This window comes from Micrococcus sp. SL257 (assembly GCF_026625585.1).
In the GTDB taxonomy this organism is placed as follows: Bacteria; Actinomycetota; Actinomycetes; order Actinomycetales; family Micrococcaceae; genus Micrococcus; species Micrococcus luteus.
Genome location: NZ_CP113053.1, coordinates 871160 through 898125, shown reverse-complemented (window position 1 = coordinate 898125; position 26966 = coordinate 871160). Strand labels below are relative to the sequence as shown.

The following is a 26966-nucleotide window of genomic DNA, read 5'->3' as shown; positions in this document are numbered from 1 at the left end:
ATGCCCGCGCCGTCAGGCCCCGAACTCCTCGGCCATCTCCTTGTCGCGCTGCGCGGCCGCGTCCATGGCACGGTTCACGAGGTCGCCCATGCCGCCGTCCAGGAACGCCTCCACGGCCTTCTCGGTGGTCCCGTTCGGGCTCATCACGGCCTTGCGCAGAGCCTCGGCCCTGGCCCCCTCCTGCTGGAGCATGATGCCGGCTCCCTTGACGGTGGCCGCGGCCATGGCCTCGGCGGAGGCGGCGTCCAGTCCCATCTCCGCACCGTGGGCGGCGATCAGCTCGGCCAGCAGAAACACGTAGGCCGGGGCGGAGCCGGCGGTCGCCACCACGGCGGAGAGCTGCTCCTCGGCCACCGGCACCACCAGGCCGGAGCCCTCGAAGAGAGCGCGCACGGCGGTGGTCTGCTCCTCGGTGACGCCCGGCCCGGGGGCCACGCCCACGACGCCGGAGCCCACCGTCAGGGGCGTGTTCGGCATGGTCCGCACGATCGGCTGCCCCGCCGGCAGCACGGCGGCCATGGTCGCGGCGGTGACGCCGGCTGCCACGGACACCACCACGGTCTCGGGGCGCAGCGACGGCGCCAGGTCCGTGAGGGTGGCGACCATGTCCTTCGGCTTCACGCCCACCAGGACGATGTCCGCCTCAGCGACCGCGGCATGGTTGGCGCGTTCGTCCCGCTCCTGGGAGGTCACGGTGACGCCGTGCTGCGCGGCGGCCTTCTCGGCGGAGGCGGCGGAGCGGGTGGTCGCGGTGACGTCCTCGGCGCGCACGGCGCCGGCCTCGAGGGCTCCGGCGAGGATCGCGCCGGTCATGGTGCCCAGGCCCAGGATGGTCAGCTTCATGGTCGGTCCATCTCCTTCGTGGTCGGGCGCAGAACGCCGCCGTCGTGGTGGTGGTCGGTCCCGCCGGCGGCCAGGTGCTCGCGGGCGAACGCGAGCGAGGCGGCGAGCATCTCCTCCCGCTGGCCCGCGTACTCCACGCCGCGCGTGCCCACCTCCACGCACACCGTGCCGGCCAGGCCCGCGGTCGCCAGGTGGCGCAGGGTCTCGGCCACGGGCTGGGTGCCCTCGCCGGGGACCAGGTGGTCGTCCTTGCCGGAGTCGTTGCCGTCGGTGAGGTGGACGTGCCGCAGCCGCGGGCCGAGCTCGCGGACGGCCGCCAGGGAGTCCGCCCGCGCGATGGCCGCGTGGGAGAAGTCCCAGCAGATGTGCTCGTACGGCTCGGGCAGCGGGTTCCAGTGCGGCAGGTACATCTTGGCCTTGCGGCCGTAGGCCCGCCACGGGTACATGTTCTCCACGGCGATCACGACGCCGGTCTCCGCCATGAGCTCGTGGATGCCCTCGGCGAAGCGCACCGCGTACGTGCCCTGCCAGCGGAACGGCGGGTGGGCGACCACGGTGGCCGCGCCCACGGCCTGCGCCAGCTCCACGGAGCGGCGGATCTTGGACCACGCGGAGCCCCAGACCTGCTGCGTGAACAGCAGGGTGGGCGCGTGGATGGAGTCGATGGGCATCCCGTGCCGCTCGGACAGCCGCGTCAGCCGCCGCGCGTCCTGGCTCCACGCGTTGTGCGTGACCATGACCTCCACGCCGTCGTAGCCGAGGTCCTCGGCGGTGGCGAACACGTCCTGGGTGCCCAGGGGGAACACGGACGAGGAGGACAGGGTCACGGGGATGTCCGCTCCGAAGCGCGCCGCGGGGGCCAGGTGCGCGGTGGAGTCCGGCATGGTCAGCGCACCCCCAGGCTCAGTCCCGGCAGGAGGGTGTCCGGGTTGAGGTTCACGTGGCCGACGCCGGGCCGGCCGTCCCGGGTGAGGTGGCCCTCGAGCATGAGCGCGTCGAGGCGGTTGAGGATCAGGCCCTCGCGCAGCGCCCACGGGCAGATCTCGAGCTGGGCGATGCCGAACGTGCGCATGGCCGTCAGCGCGACGATCGCCCCCGCGAACACCTGGTGCGCGCGCACGTCCGAGACGCCGGGCAGCTCCGCCCGCTCCGCGACGGTCATCGCCGCGAGGCGGTTCACCCACAGGTGCAGGTCGTCCGCGCGCAGGTGCCGCTTCACGAAGGGGCCCGCCGCCGACGGCGCCGCCCCGGTGATCCGGGCGAGGGAGCGGAACGTCTTCGAGGTGGCGGTGACCACCACGGGCGACTCGATGCGCGGGAAGGCCGTATACGCCTCCTCGAGTCGCTTCTCCACGTGCTTGCGGAGCTTCTTCACCGCCTTGGGGCTGGGCGGGTCCTCGAGCACCCAGTCGCGGGTGAGGCGGCCGGCGCCCAGCGGCAGGGACAGGGCGTGCGAGGGCAGCTCGTCCTGGCCGTAGGCGATCTCGAAGGAGCCGCCGCCGATGTCGAAGTTCAGGATGGAGCCGGCGCCCCAGCCCTGCCAGCGGCGCACGGCGAAGTACGTCATGGCCGACTCCTGGTCCCCCGTGAGCTCGGAGAGGTGCACACCGGTCTCGGCCTGCACGCGGGCCAGCACGGCGGCGCCGTTCGCGGACTCGCGGATCGCCGAGGTGCAGAACGAGATCATGTCCTCCGCCCGATGCTCCTCCGCGAACGCGGCGGCCTCCCGGACGAAGTCCACGAGCTCCCGCTGTCCCTCCTCCGTGATCGCCCCGTCGGCGTCCTGGTAGCGGATCAGCGGAAGGGAGCGCTTGTGCTCCGCGTAGGCGACGGGGCGGGCCCCCGGGTGGGCGTCCACGAGCAGCAGGTGGACGGTGTTGGACCCGATGTCCAGGACGCCGAGGCGCATGGCGCTCAGGCCTTCTTCCGCGCGGTGGTCTTCTTGGCCGGGGCCTTGCGGGCCGCCGGCTTCTTGGCACCGCCGCGGGTGGCCGGGCCCTTGGCACGCTTGTCCGCGAGCAGCTGGTAGGCCTCCTCCGCCGTGAGCTCCTCGGGCTGACGGCCGCGCGGGACGGTGATGTTGGTGACCCCGTCCGTGACGTACGGGCCGAAGCGGCCCTCCTTCACGGTGACCTTCTTGCCGGAGACCGGGTCCTCGCCGAACTCGGCCAGCGGCGGCTTGGCGGCCCCGCGGCCACGCTGCTTCGGCTGGGCGTAGATCTCGAGGGCCTGCTCCTGCGTGATGCTGAAGATCTGGTCCTCGGACTCGAGCGAGCGCGAGTCCGAGCCCTTCTTCAGGTAGGGCCCGAAGCGGCCGTTCTGGGCGGTGATGACCTCGCCCTCGGCGTCCGCGCCCACGACGCGCGGCAGGGACATCAGCTGCAGCGCCTGCTCGAGGGTCACGGTGTCCACGGACATGCTCGTGAAGAGGGAGCCGGTGCGGGGCTTCTCCTTGGCCGGCTTCTTCTTCGGCTTGGGCTTGCCGTTCTTGTAGTACTCGGTGGGCTGGGCGTCGAGCCAGGCCTGCAGCTCCTCCTCGGTCATCTCCGGGATGACCTCGGTGACGTAGGGCCCGTAGCGCCCGTCCCTGGCGACGACGGTCCGGCCCGTCTCCGGGTCCGTGCCGAGCTCGCGCTCGGAGGGCTGGGCGGTGGCGAACAGCTCCTCGGCCTTGGCCGGGGTGAGCTCGTCCGGGGCCAGGTCCTCGGGGACGTTGGCGCGCGGCGGGGTGGCGCCCGCCTCCGCGTCGGCCGGCAGCGACCGCTCCAGGTACGGGCCGTACTGGCCCACCCGCAGGGTGATGTCCTCGGTGATCGGCAGCGAGTTCACGGCCCGCGCGTCGATCTCGCCGAGGTTGTCCACCACGTGCTTGAGGCCCTCGACGCCCTTCTCCGTCTCCGCGGCGGGGGCCCCGAAGTAGAAGGTCTGCAGCCAGGCCTCGCGGCCGAGCTCGCCCGCCGCGATCCGGTCGAGGTCGTCCTCCATGCGGGCCGTGAAGTCGTAGTCCACGTACTTCGCGAAGTAGTCCTCGAGCAGCCCGATCACCGCGAACGCGGTCCACGACGGGACGAGCGCGGTGCCGCGCTTGGACACGTAGCCGCGGTCCATGATCGTGGAGATCGTCGGGGCGTACGTGGAGGGACGCCCGATCTCGCGGCGCTCCAGCTCGGCGACGATCGACGCCTCGGTGTAGCGGGCCGGCGGGGAGGTCTCGTGCCCGGTGGCCTCGATCGGGTCACCGGTGAGGCGCTCGCCCTGGGCCACCTGCGGCAGGCGGCGGTCCTTGGCCTCCGCGTTCTCGCCGTCGACCTCGGCGTCCCGGCCCTCCTCGTACGCGTCGAGGAAGCCCTTGAACGTGATGACCGTGCCCGAGGCGCTGAACTGCGCGAGGCGGCCGTCCTGCGCGGTGGCCGAGAGCCGCAGCGTGGCGGTGTAGCCCTTGGCGTCGGCCATCTGCGAGGCCACGGTGCGCTTCCAGATCAGCTCGTACAGGCGGAACTCGTCCGGGCGCAGCTCGGCCTTGACCTGGGCCGGGGTCCGGAAGGAGTCCCCCGCGGGCCGGATGGCCTCGTGGGCCTCCTGCGCGGTCTCGTTGCGCTTGGCGTAGACGCGCGGCTGGGCCGGCACGGCGTCCGCCCCGTAGAGCTCGGTAGCCTGGCGCCGGGCGGCCTGCACGGCCTCCTGCGAGAGGTTCACCGAGTCCGTGCGCATGTACGTGATGTAGCCGTTCTCGTACAGGCGCTGGGCCACCTGCATGGAGACGCGGGAGCTCATGCGGAGCTTGCGGGCGGCCTCCTGCTGCAGCGTGGAGGTGGTGAAGGGGGCGGCCGGGCGGCGGGTGTACGGCTTGTCCTCCACCGAGTCGACCGTGAAGTCCGCCCCGCGCAGACCCTCGGCCAGCGAGCGGGCGCCGGCCTCGTCCAGGTGGGTCACCTTCTTGCCGGCGGAGGCCTTGAGCCGCCCGGCGTCGTCGAAGTCGCGGCCCGTGGCCACGCGCTGGCCGTCCACCGTGCTGAGGCGGGCCGTGAACGAGCTGCCCACGGCGTCCGCGGCCTGCGCGCCCTCGGCCACCGTGAAGGTGCCCTCCACGCCCCAGTAGTGGGCGGAGACGAAGGCCATGCGCTCCCGCTCGCGCTCGACGACGAGGCGGGTGGCCACCGACTGCACGCGGCCCGCCGAGAGCCCGCGGGAGACCTTGCGCCAGAGCACCGGCGAGAGCTCGTAGCCGAACAGGCGGTCGAGGATGCGGCGCGTCTCCTGGGCGTCCACGAGGGCCGTGTCCAGCTCACGGATGTTCTCCAGACCGCGGCGCACGCCCTCCTGGGTGATCTCGCCGAAGGTCATGCGGTACACCGGCACCGTGGGCTTGAGGGTGTCCAGCAGGTGCCAGGCGATGGCCTCGCCCTCGCGGTCCGCATCCGTGGCGAGGTAGAGGGCCTCGGCGTCCTTGAGCTCGCGCTTGAGCTCGGTGACCTTCTTCTTCTTGTCCGGGTGCACCACGTAGTACGGGGTGAAGCCGTGCTCCGTGTCCACGGCGAACTTGCCGAACGGGCCCTTCTTCATCTCCGCCGGCAGGTCCGAGGGCTTGGGCAGGTCGCGGATGTGCCCCACGGAGGAGTCCACCACCCAGCCCTCGCCCACCGCGTTGAGGTACTTCGCGATGGACTTGCTCTTGGCCGGGGACTCCACGATGACCAGCTTCTTGCCCGAGGGCACGGGAGCGGTCACGGAAGCGGGGGGAGTGGACAACGGGTCCTCCTGGGACGGGATTGTTGCGGATCCGGGGCCGACGCGAGCCGACCCGCGTCCGCCGCGGACGGACGTCCCCACATCGTAGGGCGCGCTGACCACGATAACGCCCGGCGTCCCCGCGCCCGCCACCGCCCGATCGTCAGCCCTCCACCAGGAACCCGTCCTCGTACAGCTCCCGCAGCGCGGCCAGCAGGCCGGCCCGCCCGACGTCGTCCAGCTCCAGCAGCGCGGCGACCGCGCCCACCAGCTGCCCCACGGACAGCTCGCCGTCGCTGGCGGACAGCACGCCCGCCGTCGCGGTGTCCAGGCGCGCCACGCGCCGGAACCCGGAGCCCTGCCGGGCCAGGATCACCTCGGGGTGCTCCGCCCCGAACCGCTGGTGCCGCTCTTCCGTGACGTCCGCGGCCACGCGCAGGTGCAGGCCCCGCAGCGCGGCCAGGGCCGGGTCCCCGACGGCGTCCCCGGCCCCGGCGCCCGCGGCGAGCCGGTCCCGGCGGGCGACGGCGGCGGCCCACGCGGCGCCGAGGGCCTCATCCACGGGCTGGGTCAGCTCCTCAACGACCACCCACCCCCGGCCCTGGGAGCCGTCCGCGGCGGGCCGACGCAGCCACACGTGTCCGAAGCCGACCCCGGCCACGCCGCGGGCGTCGAAGTCCTCCAGGTACCCGCGGTAGGCGGCCTCATAGGCGGGCGGGTCGAGCTCGAGCGAGGAGTCCTGCAGCCACGTCTCCGCGTAGCCCGCGGGGTCCTGCCGGTCGCGCTGGAGCAACCAGGCCTGCATCCCCGGCGCCACCCACGAACGCGGGCGCGCGTTCCACGGTGCGGTGTCGGCGTCGGTGGTGTCCCCCGCCGGGATCTCCCAGTTGGCGAGCAGCTGCGCGGTGCCGCCCTCGGCGAGCACGTCCGGCAGGGCCGCGATCAGCTCCGCGACGATCCGGTCGCCCTCACGGCCGCCGTCGCGGTAGGTCAGCACGGGCGCGTCCGGGTCCGTGCGCGGGGTGATCACGAACGGCGGGTTCGAGACCACGAGGTCGAACCGCTCCCCCGCCACCGGCGCCAGCAGATCGCCGGCCGCCAGCCGGACCCGGTCCTCGAGCCGCTCCCGGTCGAGGCCGAGCACGTCCGCGTTGAGCAGCAGGTTGAACCGGGTGAAGGCGAGGGCGCGCTCGGAGAGGTCCGTGGCGGTCACGTGGTCGGCGTGGGCGAGCAGGTGCAGGGTCTGGATCCCGCAGCCCACCCCCACGTCCAGGGCGCGGGCCACGGGACGGCGCTGCGTGGCGCCGGCGAGCGTGAGGGAGGCCCGACCGATGCCGAGCACGTGCTCGGGAGGCAGCGGGCCGCGCCGCTGCAGGGCCGTCAGGTCCGAGGCGATCCACATCCGGCCCGGCTCGTCCGCGTCGTACGGCGAGAGGTCCACCGCGCCGCGCACGCGCCCGTCCGGCCCCTCGACGACGAGCCCGGCCGCCACGGCCCCGGCCAGACCGAGGCTGGGCAGCGCGGCGTCGAGGTCGGCGGCGGGGACGGGGTCGCCGAGCAGCCAGGCCCCGACGGCGGCGGCGAGGCCCCGCGTGCCGTGCCGGTCGCCGGGGCCGGCTGCGTCGTCGTGCCGGCCGGGGCCCGCCAGGTGACCGGCGACGACGCGGCGGGCGGCCTCGGCGTGCTCGCGGTCCAGGGCGAGCGTGGCCACGGCTCCGAGCAGCCCCTCGACGGCGGCGGTGGTGAACGGCAGGGCCGCCAGGTCCGCGGCGAGGGCCGCGGCCGTGGCCGGGGTCAGCCGCGGGGCGGGGGGCGACGGGGGTGTCGGGACGGGACTCATGCCTCGGTCCTCTCGGCGGGGTGGGGGCGGTGGGCGCAGAAGGGGCAGCGGTGCTCGGGGTCGTCGGCGGCGCAGGCCGCGCAGCGGACCTCGAGCGTGGTGCAGGCCGGGTCGGCGCAGTTGCGCAGCGCCGAGGTCGGGGCCTCGCACGTGACGCACCGGCCGATGGTCTCGGCATCGGCGGTGAAGCGGGTGGACAGGCGTCGGTCGAACACGGCCAGCTCGCCCCGCCACAGTCCGGCGTCGCCGCGGGCCTCGCCGTAGCGGACGATGCCGCCGTCGAGCTGGTAGACCTCGGCGAAGCCGCGGTCCTTGAGCAGGGCGGAGAGGACCTCGCAGCGCACGCCGCCCGTGCAGTAGGTGATCAGCGGCGCGTCCTTGAGGTGGTCCAGGGCCCCGGAGTCGACGGCGGCGAGCAGGTCGCGGGTGGTGTGCGCGTCCGGGACCACGGCCCCGTCGAAGCGGCCGATGGCCGCCTCCACCGTGTTGCGGCCGTCGAGGAAGCGCACGGGGTTCGCGGTGCCGGCGCGCTCGGCGACCAGCGCGTCCACCTGGACGGGCGTGAGCCGCTCCCCCGTGCCGACGATCCCGTCCGCGTCCACGGTGACGCGCTCGGGGGCCCCGAACGCGACGAGCTCGGGCTTGACCTTGACCGAGAGGCGGGGGAAGTCCGCCGCCGAGCCGTCCGACCACTTCACTTCGAGGTCCCGGAACGCCGGATGCTCCCGCGTGCCGCGCATGTAGCGCTTGACGGCGTCGACCGGTCCGCCGACGGTCCCGTTGATCCCCTGCGGCGACACGATGATCCGGCCGGTCAGGCCGAGGGACGCGGCGAGCGTGCGCTGCCACAGCCGCACCGCCTCGGGGTCGGCGAGCGGGGTGAACCGGTAGTACAGCGCGATGCGCGAGAGGGGGGCGGTGCTCATCAAGGTCCAGGCTAGTGCGCGACCCCGGACGCCACGGCCGTGAGGGCGGGCGGGGCCTGGCCCGCACCGGCCACACGCCTTACCCTTCAGACATGACTGAGCATCTGGATCCGGCACTGGTCGACATCTGGTTCGCGGCCTGGTCGCGATCGCGCGGCTACCGTACGAGCCAGGAGGCGGGGCGACGCGCGGCCCTGCGCACCCCTCGCCCCGCCCGCATGATCCCCGGCGGCTCCGGTCGCGCCACGGTGGACGTGCCGGCCACGTGGGAGCACGTGGTGGTGAACCCCTCCCGCGGGGAGCTGGAGGACCTGCGCGAGGCGGTGCGGGACCAGGAGCAGATCCTGCTCACAGTGTTCGGCGACGCCGGCGAGGACCCGAAGGCCATGGGTCTGAAGGCCCAGGCCGAGCCGGAGCGCTTCATGACCATGGACATGGACCCCGAGCTGCAGGACGTGGAGCCCCCGCTGCTGCCCGAGGGCTATGAGGCCCGCGTGGACCAACCGATGGAGGGCAGCCGTCGCCTGCGCATCCTGGCCGTCGGCGCCTCGACCGTGCCCGAGGGCGAGGAGGAGCTCGCCGCCCTCGGCTGGGTCACCGAGGAGGGCGGCACCGCCGTCTACGACCGGATCTGGACGTCCCCGAACCACCGTCGCCGCGGCCTCGGCTCCCTCGTGATGCGCTACCTCACCTCCGAGGTCATGAGCGAGGGTGAGATCAGCCGCGGCCTGCTCGTCGCGTCCCCGGACGGCCAGAAGCTGTACCGCCACCTGGCCTGGACCGACCTCGGCCCCGTGTCCATCTGGGGTCGCGGCCTGGCCGAGGACAACCCCGCCGCCGAGCACACCGGCACCATGGGGGCGTGACCGGCCACCTCCCGGAGCACGATCCCTGGGCGGATCCCGCGGGCGGCTGGGGGCCGCCCGGCACGGCGGATTCCGCGCCGCCCGTCGACGACGCCGCCCCGGACTTCTCCGGACCGGAGCCGCAGCCCGTCGGTGCGGTGGTGGCCGACGTCGTGGCCGGGCTGTCCGTCACGGCGCCCGGCGACCTGCGCCCGGACACGCCGGCGGGGGCCGGACTCCGTGCGGCGCTGGGCCGGACCGGGCTGCCCGAGCAGATCCGCCACGTCACCGAGCTGCCCGCACGGCAGGCCCGGCACACGGACTGGCCCGCGGACGCTCCGGAGGGCCTAGTCAGGGCCTTCGCGGCGCGCGGCGTCGAGCGGCCGTGGCTGCACCAGGTACGGGCGGCGGCCCTGGCCGGCGCGGGGACGCACACCGTGCTCGCCACGGGCACGGCGTCGGGCAAGTCGCTGGGCTACCAGCTGGCGGTCGGCACCCGGCTGGCCGCCGACCCCCGGGCCACCGCGCTCTACCTCGCCCCCACCAAGGCCCTCGCGGCGGACCAGCTGACCTCCTGGCGCGCCCTCGAGCGGGACGGTGCCCCGGGGCTGCGCGCGGCCCCCTACGACGGCGACACCGCACCGCAGGATCGGATCTGGGCCCGCGAGCACGCCACCGTGCTCATGACCAACCCGGACATGCTCCACGTGGGGATCCTGCCGCACCACGAGCGGTGGGCCGCGTTCTTCCGGAATCTGACGTTCGTGGTGGTGGACGAGTCGCACACGTACCGGGGCGTCTTCGGCTCGCAGGTGGGGATCCTGCTGCGTCGACTGCGGCGCATCGCCACCCACTACCGCGGGGACCGTCCGGAGACCGTGTTCATCGGGGCGTCGGCGACGTCGGCGGATCCGGCCGGGCACTTCGCCCGACTGATCGGGGCGCCGGCCACAGCCGTCACCGAGGACGCGTCCCCGCACGGGGCGGTCACGGTGGCGTTCTGGGAGCCGGAGCTGACGGACCGCCGGGGCGAGAACGGCGCGCCCGTCCGCCGCTCGGCGATGGCCGCCGCCGCCGACCTGGTCACGGACCTGGCCCTGCAGCAGGTGCGCACGCTGGCGTTCATCCGCTCTCGGCGCGGTGCCGAGGCCATCGCGAGCGCGGCCAAGCGGCAGCTCGAGGAGGTCGAGCCGGGGCTCGGCGCCCGGGTCGCGGCCTACCGCTCGGGCTACCTGCCCGAGGAGCGGCGGGAGCTGGAGGCGGACCTGCGCTCGGGTCGGCTGCTGGGCATGGCCTCGACGCCGGCGCTGGAGATGGGCATCGACGTCGCGGGGCTGGACGCCGTGGTGGTGGCCGGCTGGCCGGGCACCCGCGCGTCGTTCTTCCAGCAGATCGGCCGCGCCGGGCGCGGCGGCCAGGACGCGCTCGCGTTCTTCGTGGCATCGGACGACCCCCTGGACACGTTCGTGGTGGACCACCCGGAGGCCGTGTTCGACCTGGGCGTGGAGGACACCGTGGTGGACCCGGAGAACCCGCACCTGCTCGGCCCGCAGCTGTGCGCGGCCGCCGCCGAGCTGCCGATCACGCCCGAGGCGTTCGGCTGGTTCGGGGAGCCGGAGCGGGTGCGCGCCCTGCTGGACGTGCTGGTCGAGCAGGGGCTGCTGCGCCGTCGGCCGGCCGGCTGGTTCTGGACGCACCCCGAGCACGCCGCCGGCATGGTCTCCCTGCGGGACGACGGCGGCGGGCCCATGGACATCATCGACGCCGAGTCCGGCGCCCTGCTGGGCACGATGGACTCGCCCCAGACCCACTACCAGGCGCATCCCGGCGCGGTGTACGTGCACCAGGACCGCACGTACCTCGTGGAGGAGCTGGACGAGGACGCGCACGCGGTGGTCGTCACGCGCGCCTGGCCGGACTTCACCACGCAGGCCCGGGACGTCACGGAGATCGAGATCGTGGCGGTGCACCGCCGCCTGGACGCGCGGGAGGGCACCCTGCGCTGGTGCCTCGGGGACGTGCAGGTCCGCACCCAGGTGGTGTCCTTCCAGCGCAAGGCCCTGGTCTCCGGGGAGGTGCTCGGCGAGGAGCCCCTCGACCTGCCGGCGCGGGACCTGTTCACCTCCGCGGTGTGGTTCCAGGCGGCCTCGGACGAGCTCATCGCCGCGGGACTGACCACGGATCGCCTGCCCGGCGCCCTGCACGCGGCCGAGCACGCGATGATCGGCATGATGCCGCTCGTCGCCTCGAACGACCGCTGGGACATCGGCGGCGTCTCGATGGTCCTGCACCCGGACACCGGCTCCCCCGCCGTGTTCGTCTACGACGGCCGGCCCGGCGGGGCGGGCTTCGCCGAACGCGGCTTCGAGCAGGCGCGACGCTGGGTCGAGGCGACGGCGGGGGCCATCGCGGCCTGCGAGTGCGCGGAGGGCTGCCCGTCCTGCGTGCAGTCCCCCAAGTGCGGCAACCGCAACAGCCCCCTGGACAAGGCCGGCGCGCTGACCGTCCTGCGGTTCCTGATGGACCACGCCGATCACCTCGTCCCGGCGGACGCCTCGACCGACGGCTCGGGCGGCGGCGCCTCCGGCGGGTCCGCGGACGCGGCGCCCGGGGCCTGAGACCGCGGCGGACCCGCGACGGCATCGGCCGTGGCCGCCGGCAGCGGGGCGCGAGCGAGTTCGACCGCGACGCGCACCGTCCCGTCCTCGCGCACCTCGCACGCCACGACGGCGGCCCCGTTGCGTTCGGCGGTCCGCCCGGCCAGGACGCACGGCTCGTGGTCGGAGAGCCCGCGCCGGGCGTCGGAGGCGGCGAGCGCCGCCAGGTCGGCGGCCCCGGCCGCCCGGGCGCCGGTGACCGAGGCCTGCCCCAGCGCCGCGACGGCCAGCAGCAGCCCCGCCCCCAGGGCGGCCGTGCCCAGGACGGACACGGTGCCCGAACCGCGTTCGCCCCGCACGGGCGCCCTCCCGCGGGTCATGACCGGTCCTCCGGCGAAGCGGCGGGCGTTCCGGGCCGCTGCTCGGGGGCGGCGGCGTGCGCGGTGAGGGTGAGGGCCTCGGCCCAGGCGAGCGGCCCGGGGCCGGGCTGGACGACCTCGACGGTCACCCAGCCGCCCTCGACGGTGTGCGAGAGCGAGGCGTCGTCGCCGGCCATGCGCGCCACCGCGTCGCGGGCCGCCGCCTCGTCGTCGCCCCGGGCGAGGATGCGGGCGGCCGACGCCGCCGCGTCCTGACCCCGCACCTGCTGCACCGCGGCGGCGCCGGCCAGCAGGACGGACACGAGCACGAACGCGATCACGGGCAGCAGCACCGCGTACTCGGCCGTGACGGCCCCGGTCTCGCCGCCCCGGAGCCCCCGGGGCCGCCCCGCCGTCCGGGCGCCCGTACGGCGCGCGGACGGCGGGGCGGAGGTCGGGTGCTCAGTCACGCTGGAGCGCCCCGGTGACGAGGTCCACGAGCAGCGACTGCACGTCCGGGCTGGTGAGCACGACGGCCAGCACGCCCGCGAAGCCCACGGCGGCGAGCGTGAGGATGCCGTACTCGGCCGTGATCGCGCCGGTCTCCTCGCCCGCGGCGTCGACGACGCGGGCGAGGCGGTCGCGCTCGCTCGGGCGGGTGACGGCGGGCTGGGCGGAGTGGGAGCGGTGGGTCATGGTGGTCCTCCTGGAGTGGGCCCCGCGGTGCGGGGCGGTGGTGACGGCCCGGCCGGGCCGCTGGTCCCAGGCTGGCCCGCTCCGGGGCCCGCGCGCCGGGGGCGATGCGGATCCGGGGATGGGCCGGGGCGATCGGGGCCCTGTGCAGGACCGGACGCCCTGGCGTCGCCACGGCCTCAGCCCGGTCCCGCCCCGAGCAGGGCCATGACGACGGGCACCACGCCCCAGCACACGAAGGCGGGCAGCAGGCACAGCCCCAGCGGCATCACCAGGCGCACTGCGAGCTCCTCGGCCGCCCGTTCGTCCGCCCGCCGGGTCTGCTGACGGACGGCGGCGGCGGTCTCGGCCAGCGTGCGGGCGCCGGCCATTCCGGACCGGTGCAGCGGACGCAGTCGGGCGGCGGTCTCGGCCCACACCGGGTCCGTATCGAGGCCCACCCATGCCTCGTCCCAGTCCCGACCCCAGAGCAGCAGCGCCGCCGTGGCCCGCAGGCCGCGGGCGCCCGGCAGGGTCCGGCCGAGGTCGTCCAGCGCGGCGGGCAGGGATCGGCCGGCGCTGAGCAGCGCCGCCAGCACGTCCAGCACGACGGCGGCCCCCACCGCCGCCGGCTCGCGCGCGGCCGCACGCAGCAGCAGGCGCGTCCAGGACCGCCCGGCCAGCCAGAACAGCAGACCCACCGCGGCGACCACGGCACCGAAGGGCGAGCGGACCAGGTCCCCCGGGGAGGTGCCGAGCAGCCACGCGAGGCCGAGGCCGCCCAGGGGCAGCCACTGCAGCAGCCGGGACGTCGCGCCCGGCCCCGCCGCGGCCGAGCGGCGGGCTCGGGCCGCGTCCACGTCCGCCTCGAGGCTATGGGCCAGCTGCCGGGCCACGGCTGCGGGAGCGGCACCCGCCCGGGCCCCGGCCGCGAGCGCCGCATCGACCAGCGCCCAGCCCGGGTCCCGTGCGGGGGTCCGCCAGGGCAGGGTCCCACCGCGGCGCGCCGCCTCCCCGGTCGCCGCATGCGACGCCGGCACATCCCAGGCCAGCGCCTCGGCCCGGCGTCGGGCGTGGTGATGGGCGCAGCACGCGGCCCCCGCCTCACCCGGCTCCGACCCGCAGGCGGGCAGGGTGCACGCGGTCTCCCGCCAGGCCTGCTCCTCGGTCAGGCCGGCCGCGACGAGGGCGGCCCAGCGGCGCAGCACGCCGACAAGCACCTCCGTCTCCTCCTCCGGCCTCGCCCGCCCCGCCCGCCAGGGCAGCAGCGCCACGGCACGCCCAGCGCGCGACCGTCGTGCCTGCCCGGCCGCCGTCGTCGTGCTCACCGGCCGCACCGCCCCGCCAGCCGGGCCGCGAGCGCGGGCACGCCGGGTCCCTCGACGGTCCGCCCACCCGCCGCCTCCGTTCCGGGCCGCCACGTGAGGGCGGGCAGCAGGGCGAACCCGTCGGCGCGCGGGTCCGAGACGGCGAGTTCGACTGGATGCCGCCCGTGGCCGTCGCGGGCGATGTGCAGCACGGCGTCCACGCCGGCGCGGGCCTGCGCGGCCACCGTCTCGGGCCGCCAGCCGGCCAGGGAGGCCATGGCCGTCAGCCGGGCGGGCACCTCGGCGGCGGCGTTGGCGTGCAGGGTGCCCCACGCACCCTGATGTCCCGTGTTCAGGGCGGTGAGGACGTCGGCCACCTCGGCGCCGCGGCACTCGCCGACCACGAGCCGGTCCGGCCGCATCCGCAGCGCGTGGCGGACGAGCTCGGCCAGTCCGACCTCGCCGGCGCCCTCCGCGTTGGCGGCGCGGCACTGCAGTGCGACCACGTGCGGGTGATCGGGCGCGGCCTCGGCCGTGTCCTCCACGACGACGATCCGTTCGTCCCCCGGCACCCGGCCGAGGGCCGCGGAGAGCAGCGTGGTCTTGCCCGCCCCGGTCGCGCCGCTGACCAGGACGGTGGCACGGTCGCGCACGAGCGCCTCGAGGGCGTCGGCCCAGAGGGCGCCGTCCGGCCAGCCGTCGGCCAGCGCGGTCAGCGACGGCGTCGTCGCGGCCGGGATCCGCAGGCTCAGCAGGGTGCCATCGCCACTGACCGGGGGCAGGACCGCGTGGACGCGCACGCCGCCCACGCGGGCGTCGGCCAGCGGCACCGCCGCGTCGAGGCGGCGGCCGGCCCGGTGCAGCAGCCGCACCGCGAGCGCCCGGGCGGTCTCGGGGTCGAGCCGACCGGGGCGGCGGACGAGGCCCTCGTCCCCGTCGGTCCACACCGCGCCCGCGCCGTCCACGAGCACGTCGGTCACGCCCGGGGTGCGCACCCAGGGTGCGAGCGGGCCGAAGCCGTCGAGCTCATCGACCAGCGCCGCCACGCGCGGGTCGTCGATCGGCGCGTCGAGGGCCTCGGCGATCAGCGGGGCCAGCGGCGGCTCCGCCCCGTCTGCGGCCGACGCACGGGCCTCGGCCACGCGCAGGCGCACGACGGCGGCGTCCAGCCCGCCGGGGCCCGCTGCGGGTGCGGCCAGCGGCGGCGCGGCGACCTGCGTGCGTTCCGGCTCGGCCGGGTCAGTGCGGGGCCACGGGAACCGTCGGCTGCCCTCGGGCGGGGCGGGGCGGCGGCGGCGGCCCCGGGGCGGGCGGGCCGGGGCGGCGGGGACGAACGGGCGCATGGCGGGCCTCCTGCGGGTCGGGGCGGCGGCCGCGGTCCGCGGCCGCCGGCCCGTCCAGTCCACCGTCCCGCCCGGGCGCCTGCGCCCCCGGCCCCGCCGCTGGGGACACGGGCCCGCCCACCGGCGCCTGTGCAGGAGCGGGCGGCGGCGCGCAGCCGTCAGCCGCGCAGGATCCGGTGGGTCCGCGCGTCACGCACGCGGGAGTCGTCCCACGGCACGTCCCAGCCCAGCAGTGCCAGCACACGGTCCAGCAGCGCCGCCGTGAACCCCCACACCAGGCGCTCGCCCACGAGGAAGCCCGGCGTCTCGCCGCGGCGGCCGCCGGGCCGGGCCACGCGGCACCGGTTCGCGGGGTCCACCAGGTCCGCGACCGGCATCCGGAACACGGCCGCGGCCTCGGCCTGGTCGACCACCGCCACGCGACTGGGGTCCCGCCACCACCCGAGCACCGGGTGCACCACGTGCCCCGAGACCACCACCGGCACCGCCGGCAGCACGCCCAGGACCTCCACGCCGGCCGGGTCCAAGCCGGTCTCCTCCTGCGCCTCGCGCAGGGCCGTGGCCACGACGTCGGCGTCCTCGGGGTCGACGCGACCGCCGGGGAACGCGATCTGCCCGGCGTGCTGGCGCAGGGTGGCGGCGCGCTGGGTCAGCAGCACGTCCACGTGCGGGTGCACGCGCTCGGCGTCGTGACGGGCGGGGACGTCGTCGAGGGCGCCGAACAGGATCAGCACGGCGGAGGGGCGCGGATCGCCGGACCGGGGCCAGTCGAAGCCCCACATCGGCACGGCCTCGGGCGGGATTGTGGTGAGCGAGGCCGGGTCGTGGTGACCGGACGCGTCCGCAGGGGCCGTGCCCCACCGGGCCACGAGGTCCGCCAGCTGGTCCCGCGCACCCGTCAGCGACGCCTCGGACGTCCCGGCGGCGTCGCGGGAGGTCGGGCGGGGGCTCGCGGGGGTCTCAGGCATGGCCCCCACGCTAGCCGCCGGTCGTAGCCTCGGGGCATGACGGCTCCCCTGACCTCGCCCCCAGCGGCCACCGCGTCCTCGGATCCGGTGGACGTCGCGGTGATCGGCGTCGGCCAGGCCGGACTGGCGGCCGGCTACTTCCTGGCGCGGGCCGCGCGGGACGTCGGCCGCGGGCGCCGGCCGGGCCCGCCGCCGTCGTTCGTCCTGCTCGACGCCTCCGCCCAGCCCGGCGGCGCGTGGCCGCACCACTGGGACTCCCTGCGCCTGTTCTCCCCCGCCGAGCACTCCTCCCTGCCGGGCCGACCCATGCCGCCGTCGCCCGGCCCCGGCACCCCGGACGCCGGGCACGTCGTCGCCTACCTGGCCGACTACGAGGACCGCTACGGGCTGCCGGTGCGCCGGGGCGTGCGTGTCGCGGAGGTGACGCACGACGCCGCCGCGTCCCCTCCGTTCACCCTGCGGCTCGAGGACGGCACGGCCCTGAGCGCCCGCGCGGTGGTCTCCGCCACCGGCTCGTTCACCCGCCCGTTCTTGCCGGCCCTCCCGGGCGTCGACCACTTCGGCGGCACGCAGCGGCACTCCGCCGCGTACCGCTCCCCCGACGCGTTCACCGGGCGGCACGTCCTCGTGGTGGGCGGCGGCAACTCGGGCGCCCAGATCGCGGCGGACCTGCTGCTGGCGGGTGTCGCCACCACGTGGGCCACCCGGCGTCCGCCCCGGTTCATGCCGGACGACGTGGACGGGCGGGTGCTCTTCGATCGGGCCTCGGCGCGCGTGCTGGGCCGCTCCGAGGCGCGCGTGGGCGACCTCGGGGACATCGTCATGGTGCCCTCGGTGATCCGCGCCCGCGACGGGGCCGGGCTCCACGCGGTCCCCGCGCCCACCGCGCTCACGCCGGACGGCGTCCGCTGGGACCACGACGCCGGCGCGAGCCACGGCTGGCCCGCCGCCAACCGCGCCGCGGCCCGGGTGCGCGGCGCCGAGCACCCGGTGGACGACATCGTCTGGTGCACGGGCTTCCGGGCGGACCTGCGCCATCTGCGGGGCCTCGAGCTGACCCGCCACCCCTCCGGGGCGCCGGCGACGGAGCGTGCACTGCCGACCGCCTCGGTGGACGTGCCGGGGCTGCACCTGCTCGGCTACGACGACTGGTGCGGGGCCGCCTCGGCCACGCTCGCGGGCGTGGGGGCTCACGCGCGCCGGGCGGTCGCCGCGATCCTCGCGGGTCTCACCGAAGGCTGAGCGGGCAGGCCGGGCGCTCAGGCCTCCAGCCCGTGGCCGAGGGCGCGCAGCTCCCGGCGCGTCCGCCCCGCGCGCAGGAGCTCGAGCAGCTCCTCCCGGCCGGGCTTGAGCTCGTAGGCCAGCAGGGCGCGCGCCCGCTCGGGGTCGGTCTCCCCCTCGCCGTAGGACGGGCACCAGCGGGCGATCGGGCACGCCCCGCACGCCGGGCGGCGCGCGTGGCACACGCGGCGGCCGTGGAAGATCAGCCGGTGGGAGAGCATCGTCCAGTCCCGGCGCGGGAACAGGGCGCCCACGGCGTGCTCGACCTTCACCGGGTCGGTCTCGTCCGTGAACCCCAGGCGTCGGGCCAGCCGGCCGACGTGCGTGTCCACCGTGATCCCGGGCTGGCCGAAGGCGTTGCCGAGCACCACGAACGCGGTCTTGCGCCCCACCCCGGGCAGCGCCACGAGGTCCTCGAGACGGGCGGGGACCTCGCCGTCGTGCCGGGCCACGAGCTCCTGGGACAGCCGCAGGATCGCCGAGGCCTTGTTCCGGTAGAACCCCGTGGAGCGCACGAGCTCCTGCAGCTCGGGCTCGGTGGCCGCCGCCATCGCGTGGGCATCCGGGAAGCGGGCGAACAGCGCCGGCGTGGCCGCGTTGACGCGCACGTCGGTGGTCTGGGCGGACAGCACCGTGGCCACGAGCAGCTCGAACGGCGTCTCGAAGTCCAGCTCGCCGACGGCGTACGGGTACGTCTCGGCCAGGATCCGGTCGATCCGCCGCGCCCGGCGCACCAGGGCCAGCCGGGTCTCCCCGGTCGGCGTGCCCGTCGACTCCGTCTCCATCCGCGCGTCCTCCCGCCCTCGTGCGATCCGCTCAGGTCCGACCATCCTAGGGAGCGGGGCGCGTGCCGACGTCCGCACCGCGTCCGGCCCCCGCTTCCGGGCACGATGCGACACACAGGACCCGAGGATTTGTGGCGACGACGCCGCGCGCGGCATGCTGAGGCGGGAGACTAGTGTGGGGCGCGTCACATCCGCGCTGCGCACTGACCGCACCACCCCGAAAGGACCCCGTCGATGGACGAGCAGATCCCCACGTTCCCGCCCCCGGCCGAGTTCGCCGCCCAGGCGGTGGCCGGAGCCGACCTGTACGAGGAGGCCGCCGAGGACCGCCTGGCCTACTGGGCCCGCCGCGCCCGCGAGGTCCTGCACTGGGAGCAGGACTTCACCGACGTCCTGGACTGGTCCGACGCACCCTTCGCGAAGTGGTTCGTCGGCGGCACCACCAACGCCGCGTACAACGCCCTGGACCGCCACGTCGAGGCCGGCCACGGCGACCGCGTGGCCATCCACTTCGAGGGCGAGCCCGGCGACACCCGGACCTACACCTACGCCGACCTGGCCGCCGAGGTCCGGCGCGCCGCCAACGCGTTCGAGTCCCTCGGCGTGACCAAGGGCGACCGCGTGGCCGTCTACCTGCCGATGATCCCCGAGGCCGTCATCACGATGCTCGCGTGCGCGCGCATCGGCGCGGTCCACTCCGTGGTGTTCGGCGGCTTCTCCTCCGACGCCCTGCGCTCCCGCGTGGACGACGCCGAGGCCAAGCTCGTCGTCACGGCGGACGGCTCCTTCCGCCGCGGCAAGCCCTCCATGCTCAAGCCCGCCGTGGACCAGGCCCTCTCCGCGCCCGGCCACACCGCCGAGCACGTGCTCGTGGTCCGCCGCAACGAGGCCGAGGTCGAGATGACCGAGGGCCGCGACCTGTGGTGGCACGACGTCGTGGACGGCCAGTCCGACGAGCACGAGCTCGTGTGGCACGACGCCGAGCACCCGCTCTACATCCTGTACACCTCCGGCACCACCGGGAAGCCGAAGGGCATCCTGCACACCACCGGCGGCTACCTCGTGCAGGCCGCGGTCACCCACCACGACACCTTCGACCTGCACCCGGAGTCGGACGTCTTCTGGTGCACCGCCGACGTCGGCTGGGTCACCGGGCACTCCTACGTCGCCTACGCACCGCTGGTCAACGGCGCCACCCAGGTGATCTACGAGGGCACCCCGGACTCCCCGCACCAGGGCCGCTGGTGGGAGATCGTGCAGAAGTACGGCGTGAGCATCCTCTACACGGCGCCGACGGCGATCCGCACGTTCATGAAGTGGGGCCGGCACATCCCGGACGAGTACGACCTCTCCAGCCTGCGCGTGCTCGGCTCCGTGGGCGAGGCCATCAACCCGGAGGCCTGGCGCTGGTACCACGAGGTCATCGGCGCCGGCCGCTGCCCCATCGTGGACACCTGGTGGCAGACCGAGACGGGCGCCCACATGCTCACCCCGCTGCCCGGCGTGACCACCCTCAAGCCCGGTTCCGCCCAGAGGCCGGTGCCCGGCGTCGTGCTGGAGGTCGTGGACGAGCTCGGCGAACCCATGACGGACACGAGCGCGGGCTTCCTCGTGGTGCGCGAGCCGTGGCCGTCCATGCTGCGGGGCATCTGGGGCGACCGGGAGCGCTTCAAGGAGACCTACTGGTCCCGCTTCCCCGGCATGTACTTCGCCGGCGACGGCGCCCGCTACGACGAGGACGGCGACATCTGGCTGCTGGGCCGCGTGGACGACGTCATGAACGTCTCCGGCCACCGCCTGTCCACCACCGAGATCGAGTCCTCCCTCGTGGCGCACCCGTCCGTGGCCGAGTCCGCGGTGGTCGGTGCGAAGGACGAGACCACGGGTGAGGCGGTCGTCGCGTTCGTCCTGCTCACCGCGGTCGCCGTCGCGGCCGACCGCGACGTCGCCGAGGTCGAGGAGGAGCTGCGGCAGCACGTGGGCAAGGACATCGGCCCCATCGCCAAGCCCAAGCGCGTGCTCGTGGTCCCCGAGCTGCCCAAGACGCGCTCCGGCAAGATCATGCGCCGTCTGCTCAAGGACGTGGCCGAGGGCCGCGACCCGGGCGACTCCACCACGCTGGCCGACCCCACGGTCATGCAGCGCATCGTGGAGACGCTCGCCCCGAAGGCCTGAGCCGGCACGACGACGCCGCCCCGGACCGCACGCTGCGTGCGGTCCGGGGCGGCGTCGTCGGTGGGCGGGCCCGCCTCAGGCGCGGGCGGCCGCGTCCCGGCGGACCAGCTCCACGGCCTCGTCGGGCGTGTACCCGAGGCGCTCGAGCAGGGTGTCCAGACAGCGCCGCACGGCCTGGTGCGCGGCGTCGGCGCGGGCGTCCGCCGAGGCGGCCACGAACGTGCCCGCGCGACCCCGGGTGCGGATGGTGCCGTGCGCCTCGAGCTCCTTGTAGGCCCGGGCCACGGTGCCCGGTGCCACGCCGAGCTCGGCGGCGAGCACGCGCACGGGCGGCAGTCGGTCCCCGCGGGCCAGGGATCCGGAGGCGACGCCGGCCAGGACCGCGTCCACGATCTGCCGGTAGGGCGGGGCCGGCAGGCTCGCGTCCACCGCCACGACCGGCAGGGAGGCGGAGACCACGCCCGCGGCCCCGTCGGCGACCGGGGCCGCCGCGAACGGACCGGGGAGCCTCATCGACTCACCGGTGCCGCGCGTCGAGACGGCCATCCTCGCGCTCCCGCACGGCGGGGGCCAGCTCGTCCTCGATGGCGAGGTCGCCCGAGGAGTCGTCCGGGTGGCGGAGCAGGTGGATGGCGGAGACCGCGAGGCCGCCCCACACCAGGAGGATGGCCAGGGACATCATGACGATCGCTGCGGTGCTCATCGGTCAGAGCTCCTTCCGGGTGGTGGCCGCGGGCACCACCGGCAGGGCGCCGGTGGGGACGGTGCCCTCGGGCACGGCGTTGTGCGGGATGAGGTCGCCGTGGATCTCGCTGTCCAGGTCCTCCGCGTAGAGGTTGGACTTGCGGGACCACGGGATCAGGGAGAGCAGGACGGCCAGGGCGACGGAGCCGAGCGCGATGCCCCAGCCGAAGACGCCGAGGAAGTCGCCCGGGTAGCCCTCATAGCCCTCCGCGATCACCTTCATGATCCAGGAGAGCCAGATGTAGGCGAGCACGATCGGCATGAGCACGCCGATCAGCAGCACGTACCCGCGGCCGACCTTGAAGGAGGAGACGGCGTTGAGGTGCGCCGTGATGCGGCGGGCCGAGCCCAGTGCGCCGGTGACCAGGAGCACCGACAGGAGCGCCGCGCCCACGATGCCGAAGTTGTTGGCGAACGCGTCCATGGTGTCGAGCATCTGCAGGCCCGTGGTGGTGGAGAACAGGGCGAGGGAGACCACCCCGGACAGGCCGATCACGACGATCGTGGCCGTCCAGCGGCCCCAGCCGAGCTTGTCCTTCACGGCGGAGATGACGACCTCGAGGATCGAGATCAGCGAGGTGAAGCCGGCGACCACGAGCGAGCCGAAGAACAGCACGCCGATCAGGGCGCCGAGCGGGGCCTGCGAGATCAGGGTGGGGAAGGCGATGAACGCCAGGCCGATGCCGCTGCCGGCCACCTCGGACACGGACACGCCGGAGGCCTGCGCCATGAAGCCCAGGGCGGAGAACACGCCGATGCCGGCTAGGATCTCGAAGCCCGAGTTGGAGAAGCCGACGACCAGGCCGGAGCCGGTAAGGTTCGTCCGGCGGTTGAGGTAGGAGGCGTAGGTGATCATGATGCCGAAACCGACGGACAGCGAGAAGAAGATCTGGCCGTAGGCGGCGATCCAGACGCCGGGGTCAGCGAGCGCGGCCCAGTTCGGCGTGAACAGGGCGTCCAGGCCCTGGGCGGCGCCCGGCAGGGTGAGGGCGATGCCGACGAGGATCAGGAACATCACGATGAGCAGCGGGATGCCGACCATCGAGGCCAGGGCCACGCCCCGGCGCACGCCGAAGCCCATGATGAGCAGCGTGATCACCCAGACGGCGAGCATGGGCCAGAAGACGCCCGAGACGAAGTCGAAGGACGGGGACGGGTCGTCGGCGACCCGCAGGTAGTCGCCCATGAGGAAGGTCTCCGGGTCCTCGCCCCACCGCTGGTCCACGGAGAACCAGGTGTACATGATCGCCCAGCCGATGATCGCGGCGTAGTAGATCCCGATGACGACGCAGATGAGCACCTGCCACCAGCCGACGGTCTCGGTCCACCGGGACAGGCGCCGGAACGCCAGAGGCGCGGAGCCGCGGAAGCGGTGGCCGATCGCGTAGTCGAAGAACAGCAGCGGGATGCCCGCCGTGAGCAGCGCGATCAGGTAGGGGATGACGAACGCGCCACCGCCGTTCTCATAGGCGACGTAGGGGAAGCGCCAGATGTTGCCGAGGCCCACGGCGGAGCCGATGGCCGCCAGGATGAAGGCCCACCGGCCGGTGAACTCCTCCCGGGTGCGCTTCGGCGCCGTGGCGGGCGCGGAGACGGTGCTGGACATGCAGGACCTCCGAGGGTCGGGGAAACTCGAGTGTGACGGATGCCACAATAGTCGACGCGGGCCGTTACCGGACAGTCCGGTCCGGAATGCGGGCGTCAGGCGCGTGGCGCGGCGCCGGCTCAGCCGCCCGGGACGCAGTCCCCCGAGGGGACCGTGGCCGTCATCCCCGGGGCCGCGGCGACGACGGGGGCGATGGTGTCCGCCGTCAGGGCGTAGCCGACGGCGTCCGAGCCCGGGGCCCGGGCGAACACCAGACCGGCCAGGTTCCCGGCGGCGTCCACCACCGGGCCGCCCGAGTAGCCGTGGCGGATGTCCGCCGCGAGGGTGTAGACGTCCACCATGCTCGCGGCCCCGGTCAGGACGTCGCCGAGCGGCACCTCGCCGACAGCCTGCACGGTCGCGGGGGTGGAGGCGAACGGGCCGCCGTCGGGGTACCCCAGGACGGAGGCCGACGCGCCGCCCGTCAGCTCGGCCCCGACCGGCATGACGGGCAGGTCCGCGTCGTCGACCGCCAGGACGGCGAGGTCGTGCGCCGTGTCCAGGTGGACGATCCGCGCCGCGTGCACGCCGCGGGCGCGGTCCGTCACGGTGGGGGCGTCCACGCCGAGGACCACGTGCGCGTTCGTGAGCACGCGGTCCGGGGCCACGGCCACGCCCGAGCCGCTCTGCACCTGGTTGCACTGCGCGGCCGTCCCGGTCAGCCGGACGACGGCGGCCGACGCCGAGGAGGCGGCGGGAGTCGAGGGGGCGGCCGTCGACGTCGACGAGGCGGGGGCGGTCGTCGTGGCCGACGGCGCGGCGGACGTGGACGACGAGGCCGCGGCGGCGTCGTCGGGCTCCTCGGGGGTCGCCGCGGCGGACGTCGCGGGCGGGGCGGACGGGGAGGAGGCGGCCGAGGGCAGACCCGGCGTCGCGGCCGGGGCCGGAGCGGCGCGGACGCCGTCGTCGGTCTCCGGGACGGGGGCGGGCAGCTCGAGCTCCGGCAGCACGTCCAGGTCGGCGACGGCGGAGCGCGAGCGGGCGGCCCAGGCCAGGAGCGAGTCGGGCATCACGGTGTCCAGCGCCGTGATCACCTGCGAGCGGTTCACCTCACGGGTGACCGCGGTGGAGCCGGAGGCCGCGATGGAGAACGCCACGAGCCAGAGGACGAGGGCGCCCGCGAGACCGGCGGCGAGCGCGCCGAGCAGGCGGTCGACGAGTCGCAGGGCCGGCAGGTTCACGCGCAGCCGGATCGCCTCGCCGATGGCGGCGCCCACGTACTGGCCCGCCGCCACGAGCAGGACGAGGGTGGCGATCAGCGCGGCCCACCGCCACTGCGGCGCGGTGACGAACTCCGCCACCTCCGGCAGGGCGTAGAACGCGATCGCGGCACCGCCGACCAGGCCGACGAGGTTGCCCAGCACCACCCACAGGCCGCGACGGTGGCCCTGGACCAGGAGCATCGCGAGCGCGACGATGAGCAGGACGTCCAGCCACGTCAGACCCAGCGGCATGGGCGACCTCCTTCGGATGCGACGGCACCGGCCACGCACGGGGACCGCCCGCGCGCCCGGTGGAGGATCCAGGGTATCGGCCCGCACGGGGGTATGGGGCACAATGGACGCCAGTGAACCGGGCGGCTCCTCCGCCGCGGTGTGAGGAACTGCCCACAGAGAGGACACGCACACATGGATCTCGAGGTTCTGCGGAAGGCTCCGCTGTTCACCAACCTGGACGACGAGGTGTTCGCCATCCTCACCTCGGAGCTGACCGAGGTGGAGCTCTCCCGCGGCGCGTCCGCGTTCCACGAGGGCGACCAGGGCGATCAGCTGTACGTGATCATGTCCGGCAAGATCAAGCTCGGCCGCACCGCTTCGGACGGCCGCGAGAACCTCGTGGCCGTGCTCGGCCCCGGCGAGATCTTCGGCGAGATGGCCCTGTTCAACCCCGCCCCGCGCAACGCCACCGCCACCGCGGTGTCCGCCACGCGCCTGGCCGGTCTGCGCCATGAGAACCTGCGCCGCGCCATCGCCTCGTCGCCGGATGTGTCGGTCCAGCTGCTCCAGGCCCTGGCCCAGCGCCTGTCCAAGACCAACGAGTCCCTGGCGGACCTGGTGTTCTCGGACGTGCCGGGCCGCGTGGCCAAGGCGCTCCTGGACCTCGCGGACCGCTTCGGCCGGCCGGCCGCGGACGGCCTGCTGGTGGCGCACGACCTCACGCAGGAGGAGCTCGCCCAGCTGGTGGGCGCGTCCCGCGAGACCGTGAACAAGGCCCTGGCCGAGTTCGTCCAGCGCGGCTGGATCCGCCTGGAGAACCGCGCCGTGGTCATCCTGGACCTGCAGCGTCTGCGTCAGCGTTCGCGCTGACGCCCCCCGCCCTGCCGTGGAGCGGGCCACCCCGGTCAGTCCCGGGTGGCCCGCTCCACGCGCATCCGGGGGGTGCCGTCGTCGCCGGCCTCGGTGGCCAGATGGTATTCCGGCACGGGACCACGCCGGACACAGGGCGTGACGGAGAGCAGGAAGGCGGCGGCCGTCCGGTGCGCCGCGACCCGACGCACGATCACCTGCGTCAGCGGGGTCGCCACCTGGTCGAAGGGTGCCGTGCCCTCCGCCCCGGCGGGTCCGGGCAGCCGCAGCGGGCCGGCGAGCGCGCGACGCGCGGGCACCCACGCCTGAAGTTCGGGACCGGGTTCCTCGGATGCCGGCGCGGACTGCAGCGGTGGGGTCATCGTGGCGAACACGGCCGTGTCGAAGCGTCGGTGGACGTGGGGCGCGGATCGCCAGCGCATGACGGGGCGCAGCAGGTCGGCGCGCACCCCGAGGCCACGCGCGGCCAGCAGATGGGGCAGACTCTCCGAGCCCTCCTCGAGGGAGCTGCGGCCCCCGCCCCAGGTCTCGATGCGCGCCGTGGACACGACGTCCGTGTCGGAGCGACCGGCGAGGAGCACTCCGGCCTCGTCGTGGAGCTCGCGGACGGCGGCCACCACGTGCTGCCGCGCACGCCGCCGGTCTGTGGTCCCGAACGTGCGGGCCCACTGGGAGGGCTCGGGCCCGTACCACGGGCAGGAGTCGGCGTCGGACTCGAGGAGCGCGCCGCCGGGCAGGCCCACGCGGCCGAGCGGGGTGCGTCCCGCGCGGTGACGGAGGAAGACCTCCGGGCCGTCGTCACCGTCGCGCACGAGCACGACGGACGACGCGGGCCGGGACGGGCGGACCTGGCGGAAGCGCCGGTCCAGCCACTGGCGGGTGAGGTCTTCCTCCTGCCCCGGGACCGGCAGCAGCAGGCCGGCCGGGTCAGCGGACACGGACGGTGATCTCCACCTCGACGGGAGCGTCCATGGGCAGCACGGCCACGCCGACGGCGGAGCGCGCGTGGCGGCCGGCCTCGCCGAAGATCTCGGCCAGCACGTCCGAGGCGCCGTTCACCACGCCGGGCTGACCGGTGAACGCGGGGTCGGAGGCCACGAAGCCGACGACCTTGACGACCTGGGCGACCCGGTCCAGGTCGCCCACCAGCTCGTGCACCGCGGCCACCGCGTTCACGGCGCATGCCCGCGCGAGCTCCTGGGCGCGTTCGGGGGTGACCTCCGCGCCCACCTTGCCGGTGGCGGGCAGGGCGCCGGCCACGAAGGGGAGCTGGCCGGAGGTCAGCACGAGGTCGCCGTCCCGCAGCGCCGGGACGTAGGAGCCGACCGGCGCCGCGACGGCGGGTCGGTCGATGCCGAGCTCCGCGAGGCGGGCCGCGACGGCGCCGTCGCCCCAGGTGGGGGCCGAGGACTGCTCCGTCACGTTCACGCCGCCTTCGGACGCTTGAGGTAGGCCACGGGGTTGTTCCCCTCGGGGCCCGGGATCACCGTGACGAGCTCCCAGCCGTCCTCGCCCCACTGGTCGAGGATCTGCTTGGTCGCGTGGATGAGGAGGGGGATCGTGGCGTACTCCCACTGCGTCTGCTGAGTCATGGGACCCACC

General features: G+C 75.2%; 25 protein-coding genes. 5 read left to right on the top strand and 20 right to left on the bottom strand.

Annotation, left to right across the window (positions count from 1 at the left end; genetic code table 11):
- Window positions 1–12: 12 nt before the first annotated feature.
- From proC to OVA32_RS04185, 6 genes are all read right to left on the bottom strand, one after another.
- Window positions 13–843, bottom strand: a complete 831-nt coding sequence (proC, locus tag OVA32_RS04210; RefSeq protein WP_036317279.1) for a pyrroline-5-carboxylate reductase — start codon at window positions 841–843, stop codon at window positions 13–15.
- Entirely contained in the window at window positions 840–1727 is an 888-nt protein-coding gene (locus tag OVA32_RS04205; RefSeq protein WP_036341218.1) for a sugar phosphate isomerase/epimerase family protein, read from the bottom strand. Before OVA32_RS04205 ends, proC begins: the two co-directional genes overlap by 4 nt.
- Window positions 1728–1729: 2 nt before the next feature.
- Entirely contained in the window at window positions 1730–2752 is a 1023-nt protein-coding gene (locus tag OVA32_RS04200) for an exopolyphosphatase (RefSeq protein WP_036341216.1), read from the bottom strand.
- 5 nt (window positions 2753–2757) lie between these two features.
- On the bottom strand, window positions 2758–5592 hold the full coding sequence (topA, locus tag OVA32_RS04195) for a type I DNA topoisomerase (protein ID WP_267715475.1): 2835 nt from the start codon (window positions 5590–5592) through the stop codon (window positions 2758–2760).
- A 142-nt stretch (window positions 5593–5734) separates the two neighbouring features.
- Window positions 5735–7411 carry a DUF7059 domain-containing protein gene (locus OVA32_RS04190; RefSeq protein ID WP_144818502.1) on the bottom strand — a complete coding sequence of 559 codons (1677 nt, stop codon included), beginning with the start codon at window positions 7409–7411 and terminating at the stop codon, window positions 5735–5737.
- Window positions 7408–8337 (bottom strand): rhodanese-related sulfurtransferase, encoded by a 930-nt coding sequence (locus OVA32_RS04185; RefSeq protein WP_127445994.1) that lies wholly within the window; start codon window positions 8335–8337, stop codon window positions 7408–7410. Before OVA32_RS04185 ends, OVA32_RS04190 begins: the two co-directional genes overlap by 4 nt.
- Window positions 8338–8429: 92 nt before the next feature.
- Here OVA32_RS04185 and OVA32_RS04180 point away from each other — a divergent pair, with 92 nt between their 5' ends.
- Window positions 8430–9203, top strand: coding sequence for a GNAT family N-acetyltransferase (locus OVA32_RS04180; RefSeq protein WP_036336902.1), 774 nt, complete (start codon window positions 8430–8432; stop codon window positions 9201–9203).
- On the top strand, window positions 9200–11800 hold the full coding sequence (locus OVA32_RS04175; RefSeq protein ID WP_036384897.1) for a DEAD/DEAH box helicase: 2601 nt from the start codon (window positions 9200–9202) through the stop codon (window positions 11798–11800). Before OVA32_RS04180 ends, OVA32_RS04175 begins: the two co-directional genes overlap by 4 nt.
- Here the strand turns inward: OVA32_RS04175 and OVA32_RS04170 are convergent.
- The 6 genes from OVA32_RS04170 to OVA32_RS04145 all read right to left on the bottom strand — a co-directional run bounded on the left by OVA32_RS04170 (window position 11716) and on the right by OVA32_RS04145 (window position 16428).
- On the bottom strand, window positions 11716–12159 hold the full coding sequence (locus OVA32_RS04170; protein ID WP_036336906.1) for an Rv3654c family TadE-like protein: 444 nt from the start codon (window positions 12157–12159) through the stop codon (window positions 11716–11718). The genes OVA32_RS04175 and OVA32_RS04170 overlap by 85 nt on opposite strands.
- On the bottom strand, window positions 12156–12608 hold the full coding sequence (locus tag OVA32_RS04165; protein WP_036384896.1) for a TadE family type IV pilus minor pilin: 453 nt from the start codon (window positions 12606–12608) through the stop codon (window positions 12156–12158). Before OVA32_RS04165 ends, OVA32_RS04170 begins: the two co-directional genes overlap by 4 nt.
- The gene (locus OVA32_RS04160; protein ID WP_036336908.1) at window positions 12601–12834 is read right to left on the bottom strand and encodes a DUF4244 domain-containing protein; all 234 of its coding nucleotides are present in this window, start codon (window positions 12832–12834) and stop codon (window positions 12601–12603) included. Before OVA32_RS04160 ends, OVA32_RS04165 begins: the two co-directional genes overlap by 8 nt.
- Window positions 12835–13010: 176 nt before the next feature.
- A complete protein-coding gene (locus tag OVA32_RS04155) occupies window positions 13011–14030 on the bottom strand; it encodes a type II secretion system F family protein (RefSeq protein WP_144879411.1) in 1020 nt (339 codons plus the stop codon).
- Between the two features lie 104 nt (window positions 14031–14134).
- Window positions 14135–15460, bottom strand: coding sequence for a CpaF family protein (locus OVA32_RS04150; protein WP_144879409.1), 1326 nt, complete (start codon window positions 15458–15460; stop codon window positions 14135–14137).
- Between the two features lie 158 nt (window positions 15461–15618).
- Complete coding sequence (locus OVA32_RS04145) at window positions 15619–16428, bottom strand: NUDIX hydrolase (protein ID WP_036382288.1); 810 nt, start codon at window positions 16426–16428, stop codon at window positions 15619–15621.
- A 36-nt stretch (window positions 16429–16464) separates the two neighbouring features.
- On the opposite strand from OVA32_RS04145, the gene OVA32_RS04140 reads away from it, so the two are divergent.
- Window positions 16465–17670 (top strand): NAD(P)-binding domain-containing protein, encoded by a 1206-nt coding sequence (locus OVA32_RS04140; protein ID WP_095347352.1) that lies wholly within the window; start codon window positions 16465–16467, stop codon window positions 17668–17670.
- A gap of 17 nt (window positions 17671–17687) precedes the next feature.
- Here the strand turns inward: OVA32_RS04140 and nth are convergent, their stop codons facing one another.
- Window positions 17688–18494 (bottom strand): endonuclease III, encoded by an 807-nt coding sequence (nth, locus tag OVA32_RS04135; RefSeq protein WP_095353853.1) that lies wholly within the window; start codon window positions 18492–18494, stop codon window positions 17688–17690.
- Window positions 18495–18728: 234 nt separating this feature from the next.
- On the opposite strand from nth, the gene acs reads away from it, so the two are divergent.
- Window positions 18729–20669: an acetate--CoA ligase gene (gene acs, locus OVA32_RS04130; RefSeq protein ID WP_036314287.1), complete on the top strand. Its 1941-nt coding sequence runs from the start codon at window positions 18729–18731 to the stop codon at window positions 20667–20669.
- 75 nt (window positions 20670–20744) lie between these two features.
- Here the strand turns inward: acs and OVA32_RS04125 are convergent, their stop codons facing one another.
- The 4 genes from OVA32_RS04125 to OVA32_RS04110 all read right to left on the bottom strand — a co-directional run bounded on the left by OVA32_RS04125 (window position 20745) and on the right by OVA32_RS04110 (window position 24512).
- Window positions 20745–21215 carry a GntR family transcriptional regulator gene (locus OVA32_RS04125; RefSeq protein WP_063189855.1) on the bottom strand — a complete coding sequence of 157 codons (471 nt, stop codon included), beginning with the start codon at window positions 21213–21215 and terminating at the stop codon, window positions 20745–20747.
- A complete protein-coding gene (locus OVA32_RS04120) occupies window positions 21187–21372 on the bottom strand; it encodes a methionine/alanine import family NSS transporter small subunit (protein ID WP_063189857.1) in 186 nt (61 codons plus the stop codon). The genes OVA32_RS04125 and OVA32_RS04120 overlap by 29 nt, the downstream gene beginning before the upstream one ends.
- Before the next feature lie 3 nt (window positions 21373–21375).
- Window positions 21376–23019, bottom strand: a complete 1644-nt coding sequence (locus OVA32_RS04115; protein ID WP_063189859.1) for a sodium-dependent transporter — start codon at window positions 23017–23019, stop codon at window positions 21376–21378.
- A gap of 119 nt (window positions 23020–23138) precedes the next feature.
- Window positions 23139–24512, bottom strand: a complete 1374-nt coding sequence (locus tag OVA32_RS04110) for a CvpA family protein (protein ID WP_267715374.1) — start codon at window positions 24510–24512, stop codon at window positions 23139–23141.
- Window positions 24513–24686: 174 nt separating this feature from the next.
- Here OVA32_RS04110 and OVA32_RS04105 point away from each other — a divergent pair, with 174 nt between their 5' ends.
- Complete coding sequence (locus OVA32_RS04105) at window positions 24687–25364, top strand: Crp/Fnr family transcriptional regulator (RefSeq protein ID WP_002854021.1); 678 nt, start codon at window positions 24687–24689, stop codon at window positions 25362–25364.
- Window positions 25365–25399: 35 nt separating this feature from the next.
- On the opposite strand, the gene OVA32_RS04100 is transcribed toward OVA32_RS04105, so the two are convergent.
- The 3 genes from OVA32_RS04100 to OVA32_RS04090 are packed head-to-tail and all read right to left on the bottom strand — an operon-like array spanning window position 25400 to window position 26956.
- Entirely contained in the window at window positions 25400–26302 is a 903-nt protein-coding gene (locus tag OVA32_RS04100; protein WP_061867653.1) for a hypothetical protein, read from the bottom strand.
- Window positions 26292–26792: a RidA family protein gene (locus tag OVA32_RS04095; RefSeq protein ID WP_020628330.1), complete on the bottom strand. Its 501-nt coding sequence runs from the start codon at window positions 26790–26792 to the stop codon at window positions 26292–26294. Before OVA32_RS04095 ends, OVA32_RS04100 begins: the two co-directional genes overlap by 11 nt.
- On the bottom strand, window positions 26789–26956 hold the full coding sequence (locus OVA32_RS04090; RefSeq protein WP_010080276.1) for a DUF4177 domain-containing protein: 168 nt from the start codon (window positions 26954–26956) through the stop codon (window positions 26789–26791). Before OVA32_RS04090 ends, OVA32_RS04095 begins: the two co-directional genes overlap by 4 nt.
- Window positions 26957–26966: the final 10 nt, after the last annotated feature.

Excerpts from the sequence above, each read along its gene's own strand:
- OVA32_RS04160 (WP_036336908.1), bottom strand. The coding sequence starts at position 12,834 with ATGACCCACCGCTCCCACTCCGCCCAGCCCGCCGTCACCCGCCCGAGC.
- OVA32_RS04205 (WP_036341218.1), bottom strand. The coding sequence starts at position 1,727 with ATGCCGGACTCCACCGCGCACCTGGCCCCCGCGGCGCGCTTCGGAGCG.
- OVA32_RS04090 (WP_010080276.1), bottom strand. The coding sequence starts at position 26,956 with ATGACTCAGCAGACGCAGTGGGAGTACGCCACGATCCCCCTCCTCATC.
- OVA32_RS04185 (WP_127445994.1), bottom strand. The coding sequence starts at position 8,337 with ATGAGCACCGCCCCCCTCTCGCGCATCGCGCTGTACTACCGGTTCACC.
- OVA32_RS04110 (WP_267715374.1), bottom strand. The coding sequence starts at position 24,512 with ATGCCGCTGGGTCTGACGTGGCTGGACGTCCTGCTCATCGTCGCGCTC.
- OVA32_RS04115 (WP_063189859.1), bottom strand. The coding sequence starts at position 23,019 with ATGTCCAGCACCGTCTCCGCGCCCGCCACGGCGCCGAAGCGCACCCGG.
- OVA32_RS04200 (WP_036341216.1), bottom strand. The coding sequence starts at position 2,752 with ATGCGCCTCGGCGTCCTGGACATCGGGTCCAACACCGTCCACCTGCTG.
- acs (WP_036314287.1), top strand. The coding sequence starts at position 18,729 with ATGGACGAGCAGATCCCCACGTTCCCGCCCCCGGCCGAGTTCGCCGCC.
- OVA32_RS04125 (WP_063189855.1), bottom strand. The coding sequence starts at position 21,215 with ATGGCCGTCTCGACGCGCGGCACCGGTGAGTCGATGAGGCTCCCCGGT.
- nth (WP_095353853.1), bottom strand. The coding sequence starts at position 18,494 with ATGGAGACGGAGTCGACGGGCACGCCGACCGGGGAGACCCGGCTGGCC.
- OVA32_RS04140 (WP_095347352.1), top strand. The coding sequence starts at position 16,465 with ATGACGGCTCCCCTGACCTCGCCCCCAGCGGCCACCGCGTCCTCGGAT.
- OVA32_RS04180 (WP_036336902.1), top strand. The coding sequence starts at position 8,430 with ATGACTGAGCATCTGGATCCGGCACTGGTCGACATCTGGTTCGCGGCC.
- OVA32_RS04170 (WP_036336906.1), bottom strand. The coding sequence starts at position 12,159 with ATGACCCGCGGGAGGGCGCCCGTGCGGGGCGAACGCGGTTCGGGCACC.
- OVA32_RS04145 (WP_036382288.1), bottom strand. The coding sequence starts at position 16,428 with ATGCCTGAGACCCCCGCGAGCCCCCGCCCGACCTCCCGCGACGCCGCC.
- OVA32_RS04150 (WP_144879409.1), bottom strand. The coding sequence starts at position 15,460 with ATGCGCCCGTTCGTCCCCGCCGCCCCGGCCCGCCCGCCCCGGGGCCGC.
- proC (WP_036317279.1), bottom strand. The coding sequence starts at position 843 with ATGAAGCTGACCATCCTGGGCCTGGGCACCATGACCGGCGCGATCCTC.
- OVA32_RS04105 (WP_002854021.1), top strand. The coding sequence starts at position 24,687 with ATGGATCTCGAGGTTCTGCGGAAGGCTCCGCTGTTCACCAACCTGGAC.
- OVA32_RS04190 (WP_144818502.1), bottom strand. The coding sequence starts at position 7,411 with ATGAGTCCCGTCCCGACACCCCCGTCGCCCCCCGCCCCGCGGCTGACC.
- OVA32_RS04120 (WP_063189857.1), bottom strand. The coding sequence starts at position 21,372 with ATGAGCACCGCAGCGATCGTCATGATGTCCCTGGCCATCCTCCTGGTG.